The following is an 11,541-nucleotide window of genomic DNA, read 5'->3' as shown; positions in this document are numbered from 1 at the left end:
CATCGCTAAAAGCTTTTCGGAACCACTAGCACAGCTAGTGGTTTTCGTAAGACAACAAAAAAACTCACCTGAGGGTGGGTTTTTGTTTTCTGGATACTAAAAACGACTCCAATCAGAGTCGTTCGTTGCTTTAATTCACCGTTACTTTTCCTGAATAATAATCTAGGGTAATCCCTTCTTGTACATTTGGAACAAAGACATTGAACTCAAGTGAGCCATCAGCTGACTTGGCTTCAAGATGTGATCCTGATGGAATGAGGTTATCCCCTTCATAAATTAGGGTAACGCGATAACGGACACGTTTGTTTTTATCCTGAGCCTTTCGTACCAGGCTTTCATAATAGTTTTGTCCCGTAGAACTTTCGCTATTAGCTTGGTTAGCCCAAGCAGTTTGAACGGCAATATTTTCTGGATTTGAAGTCGAGGCATCAAATCCTTTGAGACCACCTACAAGTGCATAGCCTAACAAATGACCTCTATCTACGGCGTGGCTATACTCTCCTGAAAGATTGTGAACTTGATGCCATCCCGCAGGTGTCCAAGAGGTTGAGCCATTCCCTGTTTCTTGACGATTTTTGTACTGTCTGGTTGCTTTACTTAATAAGGCATTCGCAACTGTTGGAACCGTTTGTCCTTGAACCGTTTTGACTTGGTTATTGGCATAGGGTTGGCTAGAAACCTTAGCATTTAGATTAGTTTTATTACCATTAACAATATAAGCCCCTGCCCCATTCCATTCTATGGAATTTCCTAGTTGACTCTTGACGGAGCTAGTCATCACTGACTCAGCAAGCTGCTCCTGTGGCGTAGCCTTTCCATTTGTTGAACCGTTTGATTTGACGGAGTTATTGGATTTTCCCGAGACTAGACTAGCTACCTGCTTGATTGGATTATTAGGCGATAGCTTATTGCTCGTCCCAATGTAACCTAAAACTGCAATCAAGACCGCTATTAGTAACGAGACTAGCTGACGTTTCTGTTTATTTGTTAAAGATGTCTTTCTTTTTGCCATTGTTCTCTTTCTTTTATATGAATGTCATGACTAAAGGAGCGGGATTACTTCCCACTCCCTTTTATTTTCCTGTAAATTTAGCAACAATTGCCTGCCAGGTTTCTGGTTTTAAGATGCTTATAGGATCCTTGCCCTCTCCTAAAACAGCATAGCCAATCATCAATCCGATTGCTAGAAAAGCAAGGCCAATCACACACACACTCAAAACAAGTAATAATTGACGAAAAACATAGCCTTTACCAGTTTCCATACTAAGCCTCACTTACACGTGAAATATTTGCTCCTAGTTTAGCTAGTTTCTCATGGAATTGATAGTAACCACGATCCAAGTGTGTCAGTTTACCAACAGTAGTTGTTCCTTCAGCCACCATCCCTGTAAGAATTAGTGCTGCCGAAGCTCGAAGGTCAGTAGACATAACTTGAGCACCTTGAAGTGGCAAACCACCGTGAATCATAGCCGTATCACGAAGGATTTCTGAATGAAGTCCCATACGACGCATTTCTTCTAAGTGTTGGAAGCGATTCTCAAAGACTGTTTCAATCATGGTTGATTCCCCGTTTACCACTGCCATAAGCGCTGTAAATTGAGCTTGCATGTCAGTTGGGAAACCTGGGTGAGGTAGAGTTTTAACGGTTACTGGTTTCAATTGTGAAACATCAGATTTAACACGAATACCGCCGTATTCTTCCTTAACATAGACACCCATTTCCAATAATTTTGAAATCAAAGGACGGTTATGTTCCCAAATAGCATCTTTGATGAGGACATCACCAGAAGTCATAGCTGCTGCTACCATAAAGGTACCTGCTTCAATACGGTCCTGAACAACCGCATGTTTAGTACCATGGAGAGCTTTAACACCTTTAATCACGAGTGTTTCAGTTCCAGCACCTTTGACATCTGCTCCCATCTCGTTAAGAAGAAGGGCCAAGTCAACGATTTCTGGTTCACGCGCAGCATTTTCAATGGTTGTAACTCCATCAGCCAAAGTCGCTGCCATCATAAGGTTTTGAGTGGCACCGACAGATGGAAAGTCCATATAAATAGTTGCACCTTTTAGTTTTTCTGCTGTCGCAGTGATGTCACCGCCAACTTGGGTAATTTTAGCACCCATTGCTTCTAAACCTTTGAGGTGGAGGTCAATCGGACGGCTACCAATCGTACAACCACCAGGCATTGAAACCTTCGCGTGGCCATTGCGGGCAAGAATTGGTCCAAGTACTACGATAGACGCACGCATCTTGCTCACATACTCATATGGCGCCTGATCAAGAATTTCTCCACTAGCATCAACGACAACGGTATTGTTTTCCTCGTCAAAGTCTACAGCAATATCTAAACCACGAACAACATTATTCATCGTGTAAACATCTGACAAGATTGGAACATTAGTTAAGGTTGTTTGACCTTCCGAGGCCAAGATAGTCGCTGCCAACAAGGGGAGGACAGCGTTTTTAGCACCTTCAATGACAACCTCACCACTTAATCGAGTGTTGCCACCCTGCACAATAATTTTATCCATAAGGATTCCTTTCAAGGGTCATTTTCATCTTTTTGTATTATATCAAAAGTCTTTTAAAATCACTAATTTAAGAAATTGAGCTAGCCATATTCTGTCCAAAAGCTAAAACCGACAGAATAAAGGAACTGATAAGATAGCCTAAGGCAATACTGATAAAGAGCAAAAAGAGTTTCAATTTACCAGTATTTTCAATCGGATTTTTGATGATTTTTGCCCAATCAAAGAGGCTAATCAGCATATGGTAGCTCAATCCTATAAATACAAGGTGACTCGCCAAAGTGACGAATTGATTAATAATAGTCATAATTTCATTATACCATAGAAAGCTAAGCTAAAACATAAAAAGAGGGTGAGACAGTTCTAAATCTGTAATTATTTAGCGACTGCTTTCACTCCTCTTTCCTTTATTTTTGAAGCTACTAGATTAGGGATACTTTAAAATAATCTAGCGCTTATCTTACACTCTCTAGGTACTTATAATTTGAGTTATGCAACTTAGTCTTCATAACCGTTAGGGTTAGTCGTTTGCCAACGCCAAGAATCTCTAACCATTTCTTTCAAGGTCTTCTTAGCTTCCCAGCCAAGAACTTCTTTGGCCTTTTCAGGAGAGGCATAGCAAGTAGCAATATCACCAGCACGACGTCCTTGAATACGGTATGGAATAGAAACCTTGTTTTCAGCTTCGAAAGTCTTAACGAGATCCAATACGCTATAACCATGTCCAGTACCCAAGTTGAAAATCTCAGCACCTTTATGACTCAAATTATATTTAACAGCAGCCAAGTGACCTGAGGCCAAGTCAAGGACGTGAATGTAGTCACGCACACCTGTACCATCTGGAGTTGGATAGTCATCCCCAAAGACGTTAAGCTCAGGAAGTTTACCAATAGCTACCTGTGTAATATATGGCATCAGGTTGTTTGGAATACCGTTTGGCAATTCCCCAATCAAACCACTTTCATGAGCACCGATAGGATTGAAATAACGAAGATTTGTGACTGACCATGACGGATCTGAAGCCGCTACATCTGTAAGAATTTGTTCCATCATCAACTTAGTATAACCGTATGGGTTGATAGCTGACGTTGGCATATCTTCCGTCATTGGAGAAGGATTATTAGTACCGTAAACTGTTGCACTTGAACTGAAGACGATGTTTTTAACATCATATTCTTTCATTTTTTCAAGAAGAGTAATGGTACCACTGATATTGTTTTTATAATATTTCAAAGGTTTTTGGACAGATTCTCCCACTGCCTTGAAGGCCGCGAAGTGAATAACTAACTCAATATCTTCATTAGTAAAAACCTTATCCAAAAAATCAGTATCTAAAATGGAACCTTGATAAAATGGAAATTTTTTACCAGTAATCTTTTCCAAACGTTCAAGAACTGCTGGCGAACTATTTGAAAAGTCGTCAACTAAGACTACATCGAAACCTGCATTAAGGAGTTCAACGGTTGTGTGGCTACCGATATAGCCAGCTCCTCCTGTAATTAAAATAGACATTTATTTTTCCTTTCTTACTTGTCAGTGCCTTTTTGATCCTTTTGAATCGTTGCTAATTTAGGCATGACTTCTCCTTCAAAACCTTTCATGGCAAAATGAACCGAAGGCTCTTGTGTCATTGGAGATAGAATTCCTAGCTTCACCTGATAATTCTGATCTTTGGAATAGGCGAAACTTGCCTTAAGTTCAGTTGTTTGATCTGGAAGCAATTCTGACAAACGACAATCAAGTTGTTGGGCTTGAAGAACCTTGCCATTAGCATTACACAAGTATAATACCACAGGCCAATCCCCATATAAAGGGGCAACCCCAGAATTTTCCAAATTAAGGGTAATATCAACCTTGCTCTCTCCTTTGGAGATTGTCAAACCTGACACCCAGAGGCGGTAGCCCATGTTCTTCAAGAGTTCCTTATAAGCAGCTTGCCCGTCACCAATATCTTCAGCAACCTTGGGACCTAAGAAGGTCAAATGAGCAGCCTTAGCTTCTTCAGTAAGCTCATCTAAGTTATTACCGAGTAAGCTAGACATAGACTGTGAACTTGTTAATTCACCACCGATAGGAGCCTTTTCCCAGGCCTTAGGCATGGCTTTCAAGGCTGCCTGCTCTTGGGTTTGATCGTATGAGCCACCATTTTGAATCCAATTTAACCAGGTTTTAGTTGCTGATTTGTCTCCAAAGACATCATTGTAGATTCCAAAATCACCTTCCAAACCTGTATCAAAAGGTCTTCTCATAAGAATCTTTGCTTTAGGAAAGGCTGGTTGAAACGGTGCGATATAGTCCTTACGAACTTCTTTTCGTGGCAATTGGCGAATGCCAGCATCTGAGTGAACATGCCACTCACCCCAGTGTCCTAAGCCACCAAGTTCGATGTAGGCGATAAAATCATCATTGCCCCAACGCTGTCCCATAGCAGTAACAGCTTCTTTATAGTATTTTCTAAGCAGTTTATTTTGGTAATTTGGTGAAAATCCTTTACCGTAGGATGTGTTATAAGCATCCCCAAGGTCAGAAATTTCATTTCCCAACCAGTCAGGGATATCCTTATGACTTGATTTGCCAGGGTAATCTAGCAAGAAACGTAAGACGACCTGCTTGCCTTCTTTCTTCCATCGTTTGAACTGGTTACTTTCTTCAATTGTTTCCCAGTTATAGTGGCCTTTTTTAGGTTCTAATTCTTTCCATGTGATATCAACATAGACAAGATGAACATCTTCAGAAACTGTTTTTTCTTCCGCTGAAGGGACATAACCCATGAGCGGATTCCCAAAACTCTTGTCTGAAAGCGTATATTCAAACTTGGTACCTGTATTTCTGGTATTCAAATACACAAAAATAGCATAAAGACCACTCGTAATGATGATTAGACAGATGACGAGCCAAAGTTTCTTCTTTCGACTACTCCAACTCTTCTTCTCACGTCTTCTAGCCATGGTATTCGCCGTTGTATTGGATTAGCGTAAGGTCTTTGACACCATCGATAGATTTGATATTTTCAACGAAGGTAAGGTCGTTATTTTTCACAAAGACTTCAATTGCCATCTCGACACTGTCTTTTCGCATAGTTTCAGACTTGATAAAGTGCTTGATGCGACCAAGTTCTTGAATAACTTTGTCACCTGTATGCTCACCATCAAAGTGAACCACAGCGATATACACCTTACCAGTCTCTTGCAAGCGGCTAAAGACAATAAGCATCAGTAGGATAACGATAGACGTTACAACGGCCAGGACATACATACCTGCCCCTACCGTAATCCCTGAGGTAATTGCCCAGAAAAGATAGAGCAAGTCCATAGGATCTTTAACTGCAGTACGGTAACGGACGATAGAGAGGGCACCGACCATACCAAGTGAGATAACGATGTTTGAACTGATTGCCAGTGTTACCATTGACGTAAGCAAGGTCATACCGACCAAAGTCATGGCAAAACTGCGTGAATAAATAACGCCTGTAAAGAAATGCTGGTAAACCTTATAGATAAAGGCTCCAATCAACAAGGCAAGTAGCAAGACGATAACAATACGAAACGGTGACTGCGTCGCATAGTTATCAGACTGCAAAATAGATTTTTTTATAAAGTCTTGAACACTCATAAATTCCCCTTCTTATACTAAGTTCTTCCGAACTTAGCACTTTTCCTATTTATATATTCCCATCTTCCCAGTATTCAAAACCATTTAGATACTGAGATTTTTCATAAGCCAATACGTACTTAGAGACAGCCATCATATCTGCTTTCCCTGGCAAGACACTTTGGACAATCTTTGGCAGATACTCTGTATATTTAACTTCGAAAACCATCTTTTCCGGATCAATGACTGGAATTGTTGGTAAGTCCGGATCAAAAATATCAAAACTTCCAACCGCTACTCTGACATTTTGGTCAAAGGTTAAGCGAACTGTTCCAAAGTCATAAACCCACGGCTCTCGTTCATAATCAACGATGGTCCGGGGACGCATCATGTTACTAACACATTCATAGTAAAATTCCTGACAGAGAGGATAGGGACTTTTCAAGAGAAAGTCATAATCCCCATCAATGATTTTATAAAATTCTTCGACAGTTAGTGGTGCATCCTCTTTCAGAATGTAGGTATCAACCTTTTTCTTACGCTCTAGCTTGATACTATTGGTCCCGAAATTGTAGATACGAATCCTATATTTTTTACGAACCAGAATACCTGCATCTTTTTCAGCATAGGCACTATTCCAATAGTCGTCAAAGTAAAGACTTCTAATGGTATAACCACCATTTGTCGCATGCTTATCCAACTGAATCAAATGTTTAAAACGTTCAGTCAACAGGGCCTTTTCTGGTTCACCAATGACGTATTTCAACTCATGGCGAAAGGGCTTCTCTTTAGTCTTCATAACCATCTACCCCAATTTTTCCATCTTCGAGGACAAAGAAGCTCATGATACCAAATTGTTTAGAGTTATCACTATTGATATAGTAGTCAAAAGCACGTTGTGATTGTCCAGCCTCATTAGTTGCAGTCACACGTACGAAATATTGTCCCTTAGGCAAGGTATCTGTTTCGGCACTGAGAGTTTTAAGACCAGATTTTTCAAAGACCTTGTCTTTAAATTCATAGTCTTTAGCTAATTCTACAGTGTAAGTCAACTTGCTGTTATTGAAATCGTAAGAGGCACCCCAACTTAATTTCAATTTGTTGTTGGCCACTTCCGGCTTATTGATAAAGAATGGTTGTGGTTTTTCAAGACTTGTTTTATAAATCTTGTAGTTGTTCTCCAACTCATTTGGCAAATCTGCCAAAATCTTGTCGTAATTGTCAGGAGTTGTCTTAGCATGCATTTGGTCAGGCATCTTAGCTAGGTAAGGTCTAATGACTGCTGCGTATTCGTTACTCATAGAAGTAATCTTATCACCAGTAATCGTCTTACGTAGCTCATCCATCTTCTCATCTAGTCCCTTGCGGAACTCTTTTGATTTGAGCAAGCGTTGGAAAAGTTGGTTCCCCCAATAGTTGCTGACACCGACTTCCCAGCTATTGGCTTGGTCGCTGTCCTTACTTACCAAACGACGTTCATTCTTCATCAAGATACTATCGTTATCCCAAGGAATGATGTACCATTTGGTTGAGTTTTGTGGGCTATAGAGATACATGTTACGACTCTGTGTATCATCGTTACCAAGTAACATCTGGAAGGCCATCCAATATTGGATATTCTCAGGATCTACATACTTGTCCATGATGGTTTCAATCTTCACCGATGGATCGTTGAGCTTGGTTAGAAAATCAATAAGTTTGGTGTGATCATGGCTACCTTTGATTTCCAAAAGTTTCTCGAATTTATCCTTGTCGAATTTAGGATCTTCTTCTTTAACAATCGTATCTTCATAGCGGAAGAATTCGAAGAAGTTTGGTTTATAAAGGTTGGCATTTTCATCCAGACCATGATCTTTCAGATAGTTTTTGTTAATCTGTTCGACTTGCGTGTAGAGACCATAATCCTCAAATTTACCTGATGGATTGTCAGAGGTTTCATCCTTAACGTAGAGGTGAACAAAACTTGTTCTAGCACCCATGAGTTGAGGAATTTCTTCCATTAGGTCATAGGACAACTTATTTCTAAAGCGAAGGGCTTCAGTCTGGTGTTTGTTAAGGTTAATGGTACGTTGGCCGTTCCACTCGCCCTTGTTCTTTTTAATCTTGATTTTATAGTTCTTTTGGGCGTTCTTACTTGAACTTTCCCCACGAATCTGAACACTGGCGTTTGGCACGTCCTGATCATAACCCAACTCACCAGACACAGGACCGTCCTCATTTCCAACTTGAAGAAGACCTGCTACTTGGTATCGTTTAACACCCATCTTTTGATAATCTTCAACAGAATATTGGTTGACCTCAGACCATGAGTGATTTTGATTTTCTGTAGCGTCTCCTCGACGTACAGTCAGGTACATGGTCGTTACCTTGGTATGATCTTTATCATAGAGACTCTTATTGTCTCTTAAGTGTACATTAGAGATATCAGTGGCCGCTTGTTTATCTACTTTTTTAGTTGTCACACCGTTTTTTGTCTGTTCCTTGGTTCCACATGCTGTAAAACCAAATACCGTACAGAGCAACAAAACCGCTGCTAAACTCTTTTTCCTATTCATTTCCCCCACCTCTTTTGTATGTTTTCTAAACGCTCAGTCCATTTTTCAAAATAGCCCACGTCTTTCTTAGATACCATGGTTTGGCTTCCTAAGAAATGATACTGAAGATCACTTGTGTACTTATCGATTTCCTGACCACTTTCGATGAAAAGAACTAAAGAAGAAATCAGGAAGGCATAGCCTAGGAAGGCTGAGTCCAAGAACTGAGAACCAAAACTCAAAACTACTGTCAGAATGGCAAAGTGTTTGGCAAGCTTCTTGGCACCCTTATAATCTGCAAAATACATCAAAAGCAAGATATTCACATTGCCTACAGCATAGAGACCATAAGCTAGACATAGCGTTAAGAAGTAACCATGCATTTGATTGTTAAAACCAATTGGTAAGTAAGTCAAAACCACGCTTCCGAAGAACATGATGAAAATTGTCGCTAGCAATTGTTTCCAAAAAACATATTTGAGCTCATTACTCATGACATCCAACATTTGAGTTTCAGCTTCCTGAATATCCGAAAGACTTCCCTCTTCATTGTAGAGCTTAAAATAACGTCGGAAATGCGGATAGAAGGAAACCTCGACAGACATAACGAAATTAAGTGTTGATACTAAAGTCGTTAAGTAGGCTAACATGGCCGGCACATCGTAGACTGGAGCTGTACGGAAGAAGCCATCAAAACTCTTACTAATTGGCCCAAACCAGTTAATAACAATATGAGCAAAGAGGGCCACCAACATGTAAAGTCCAGTCTTGGCAAGATCAGAAAATTGATCAAACCATTTCAAAAACTCAAAGGACATTTTGAGATTAGATGGGAAATAGTCATGGATCAGACGAACCATCCAAAACATCATTCCACCGTATCCCAAACAAACACTTAGGAATATACCATACTTTTGATGTAGGAAAATACTAAGTAATCCAGAGACAATCGTCACACCAATCGCTAAAAAGAAACCTTTGATAATTTCTTTATAGGATTTAATCGCTGTCAAATAGGTAATTACATTCCAAACGAGACAAAGCTCACCAAAGAGCAAAACTCCCATAGCCACTTCTGCTAAACTTCGACTAGCCAGGGCTAGATAGAGCGCATACAGTGGCGTTCCAATCATAAGCATCAAAGCACTCGACGCATAAAATGAAGGAATAATAGTCTCAAATTTCTTCTCGTAGAGCATATCCGCAACAAAGCGGGTTACCACCAACGAGAAGAGACTGGTAATCACAAGTGAAAAGATGATAGCGTAAGTCAAGTTCGAAAGAATATAGTCACGCTCATTTTCACTGATTCCCGCTACCATTGTCAGAACAACGACACCAGCTGTAAGTAAAATCCCCAAAAGCATAGGACCGGTATACACAATTCCAGCATAAGCGTAGGCCTTTTGTTTTGAAAAAAGGCTATCCTCGTTGTAAATTTTACGTAATTCAAATCCAATACCGGCCATTAAACAGCCACCTCCTCATATAAGCGTCGGTACTGACCGATCATTTGCGGATATTGATATATCGCTTCAACACGCTTACGGGCAATTTCACCCATTTCAAGCCGTCTTTCATCATTAATCGCCATCTTCTTCATAGCTTCTGCAAGAGGCCCTGTACAAGTAGGTGGTGCACAAAATCCTGCAATCCCTAGATTGTCATCCTCACGACCTTCTAGCAATTCTCGACAACATCCGACATCTGTCGTCACACAAGGACGACTAGCCGCCATTGATTCCAAAACAGAAAGTGGCAAGCCCTCAGAAAGACTGGTCAAAAGCGTAAAATCAATTTTCTTCATATATTCTCGAATATTAACACGACCAGTGAATAGGAGGCGATCTCCCAAATCCATCTTATCAGCCAAGCTAAAACACTCATCCGCATATTCTTGGTCATCTATTCCACCCATGATATGCAAACGAACGTTTGGCACCTGCTGGGCCAATTCGTAGAAAGAATATAACATGGTTTTAATGTCCTTGATTGGAGCCAAACGAACCACAGCTCCGATATCAATCCAACCATCCGGTTCTTTCAAAGGAATTTGAGAAAAAGCATCATAGTCAATCCCGTTTGAGATAACCTGACACTTCTCTGGATCACAACCCATCTCAATCTGAATTTCCTTGGCCTTCGTAAAGAGGCTGGTAATTTTTTCAGCATTTTGATAAATCGCATCAGACAACATATAGAAGAATCTTACCCACTGATGGCGCATTGTAGGTAAAACCCACTTCGCACGAAGCAACTCTTCTTCACGTTCACGCGTATAAATCCCGTGTTCAGTTAAAAAGAGAGGTTTGTCATAGGTCAAACTTCCCAAAGTTGCAAGAATACCACCATAACCTGTAGAGATTGAGTGGTAAACATCTGCTTCAGGAGGTGGACAGGATAAAATATTTAAAAGTGGAAACAGCATAGAACGGATAGTGTGAAAAACATCTGAAAAAGATAGCTGTGTGTAGCGCTCACTACAAAGATCCTTTAAGACCTGAAAAAAGGCCTCGCTACTCAAGAGATCGTTAGGAACGACCTTACCATCTTGTAACAGTTTAAACAAGACTTTCCAATCAGGTTGTTGGCAAAAAACCATATCCTTAAGCGCTTGTTTTTCCTCATCTGTAAACTGATATGGCTCTATGTTTTCTTCTTTATCTGGCACAACATAGTCCAAAAAGACTTCGTGTACTTCTACGACATTTTCAGGAAGTTCATAAACAAACTCCCCCTTTTGTTCATGCGTTGCTCCCACAACCCAAAGAACAAATTCATGCTCTTTCATTTCTGTAATATATTGATGCATCCAAGTAGAGACACCACCGTGAACATACGGATAGGACCCTTCAAGAATTAAACATATCTTCATCGGCATTTT

At 40.3% G+C, this 11,541-nt stretch carries 11 protein-coding genes; all 11 read right to left on the bottom strand.

Annotation, left to right across the window (positions count from 1 at the left end; all coding sequences use genetic code 11):
- Window positions 1-130: 130 nt before the first annotated feature.
- The 11 genes from AX663_RS03460 to pelF all read right to left on the bottom strand — a co-directional run bounded on the left by AX663_RS03460 (window position 131) and on the right by pelF (window position 11,532).
- A complete protein-coding gene (locus AX663_RS03460) occupies window positions 131-1,012 on the bottom strand; it encodes a DNA/RNA non-specific endonuclease (RefSeq protein ID WP_060972710.1) in 882 nt (293 codons plus the stop codon).
- 61 nt (window positions 1,013-1,073) lie between these two features.
- Window positions 1,074-1,262: a DNA-directed RNA polymerase subunit beta gene (locus AX663_RS03455; protein ID WP_003097027.1), complete on the bottom strand. Its 189-nt coding sequence runs from the start codon at window positions 1,260-1,262 to the stop codon at window positions 1,074-1,076.
- 1 nt (window position 1,263) lies between these two features.
- The gene (murA, locus tag AX663_RS03450; RefSeq protein ID WP_060972709.1) at window positions 1,264-2,535 is read right to left on the bottom strand and encodes a UDP-N-acetylglucosamine 1-carboxyvinyltransferase; all 1,272 of its coding nucleotides are present in this window, start codon (window positions 2,533-2,535) and stop codon (window positions 1,264-1,266) included.
- Between the two features lie 67 nt (window positions 2,536-2,602).
- Window positions 2,603-2,839, bottom strand: coding sequence for a DUF1146 family protein (locus tag AX663_RS03445; RefSeq protein WP_002890830.1), 237 nt, complete (start codon window positions 2,837-2,839; stop codon window positions 2,603-2,605).
- A gap of 191 nt (window positions 2,840-3,030) precedes the next feature.
- Window positions 3,031-4,044 (bottom strand): UDP-glucose 4-epimerase GalE, encoded by a 1,014-nt coding sequence (gene galE / locus AX663_RS03440; RefSeq protein WP_060972708.1) that lies wholly within the window; start codon window positions 4,042-4,044, stop codon window positions 3,031-3,033.
- A 14-nt stretch (window positions 4,045-4,058) separates the two neighbouring features.
- Window positions 4,059-5,480, bottom strand: coding sequence for a DUF4832 domain-containing protein (locus tag AX663_RS03435; RefSeq protein ID WP_060972707.1), 1,422 nt, complete (start codon window positions 5,478-5,480; stop codon window positions 4,059-4,061).
- On the bottom strand, window positions 5,473-6,144 hold the full coding sequence (locus AX663_RS03430) for a DUF4956 domain-containing protein (protein ID WP_060972706.1): 672 nt from the start codon (window positions 6,142-6,144) through the stop codon (window positions 5,473-5,475). Before AX663_RS03430 ends, AX663_RS03435 begins: the two co-directional genes overlap by 8 nt.
- 49 nt (window positions 6,145-6,193) lie before the next feature.
- Complete coding sequence (locus tag AX663_RS03425) at window positions 6,194-6,922, bottom strand: polyphosphate polymerase domain-containing protein (RefSeq protein ID WP_002883511.1); 729 nt, start codon at window positions 6,920-6,922, stop codon at window positions 6,194-6,196.
- A complete protein-coding gene (locus tag AX663_RS03420; protein WP_060972705.1) occupies window positions 6,912-8,678 on the bottom strand; it encodes a CotH kinase family protein in 1,767 nt (588 codons plus the stop codon). The genes AX663_RS03425 and AX663_RS03420 overlap by 11 nt, the downstream gene beginning before the upstream one ends.
- Window positions 8,675-10,126: an exopolysaccharide Pel transporter PelG gene (gene pelG, locus AX663_RS03415; protein ID WP_060972704.1), complete on the bottom strand. Its 1,452-nt coding sequence runs from the start codon at window positions 10,124-10,126 to the stop codon at window positions 8,675-8,677. The genes AX663_RS03420 and pelG overlap by 4 nt, the downstream gene beginning before the upstream one ends.
- Window positions 10,126-11,532: a GT4 family glycosyltransferase PelF gene (pelF, locus tag AX663_RS03410; protein WP_060972703.1), complete on the bottom strand. Its 1,407-nt coding sequence runs from the start codon at window positions 11,530-11,532 to the stop codon at window positions 10,126-10,128. Before pelF ends, pelG begins: the two co-directional genes overlap by 1 nt.
- Between the last annotated feature and the right edge of the window lie 9 nt (window positions 11,533-11,541).

Source organism: Streptococcus sp. CCH8-H5 (assembly GCF_001556505.1).
In the GTDB taxonomy this organism is placed as follows: Bacteria; Bacillota; Bacilli; order Lactobacillales; family Streptococcaceae; genus Streptococcus.
This window is presented reverse-complemented; position numbering and strand designations above follow the sequence as displayed.

Excerpts from the sequence above, each read along its gene's own strand:
- AX663_RS03460 (WP_060972710.1), bottom strand. The coding sequence starts at position 1,012 with ATGGCAAAAAGAAAGACATCTTTAACAAATAAACAGAAACGTCAGCTA.
- AX663_RS03455 (WP_003097027.1), bottom strand. The coding sequence starts at position 1,262 with ATGGAAACTGGTAAAGGCTATGTTTTTCGTCAATTATTACTTGTTTTG.
- murA (WP_060972709.1), bottom strand. The coding sequence starts at position 2,535 with ATGGATAAAATTATTGTGCAGGGTGGCAACACTCGATTAAGTGGTGAG.
- AX663_RS03445 (WP_002890830.1), bottom strand. The coding sequence starts at position 2,839 with ATGACTATTATTAATCAATTCGTCACTTTGGCGAGTCACCTTGTATTT.
- galE (WP_060972708.1), bottom strand. The coding sequence starts at position 4,044 with ATGTCTATTTTAATTACAGGAGGAGCTGGCTATATCGGTAGCCACACA.
- AX663_RS03435 (WP_060972707.1), bottom strand. The coding sequence starts at position 5,480 with ATGGCTAGAAGACGTGAGAAGAAGAGTTGGAGTAGTCGAAAGAAGAAA.
- AX663_RS03430 (WP_060972706.1), bottom strand. The coding sequence starts at position 6,144 with ATGAGTGTTCAAGACTTTATAAAAAAATCTATTTTGCAGTCTGATAAC.
- AX663_RS03425 (WP_002883511.1), bottom strand. The coding sequence starts at position 6,922 with ATGAAGACTAAAGAGAAGCCCTTTCGCCATGAGTTGAAATACGTCATT.
- AX663_RS03420 (WP_060972705.1), bottom strand. The coding sequence starts at position 8,678 with ATGAATAGGAAAAAGAGTTTAGCAGCGGTTTTGTTGCTCTGTACGGTA.
- pelG (WP_060972704.1), bottom strand. The coding sequence starts at position 10,126 with ATGGCCGGTATTGGATTTGAATTACGTAAAATTTACAACGAGGATAGC.
- pelF (WP_060972703.1), bottom strand. The coding sequence starts at position 11,532 with ATGAAGATATGTTTAATTCTTGAAGGGTCCTATCCGTATGTTCACGGT.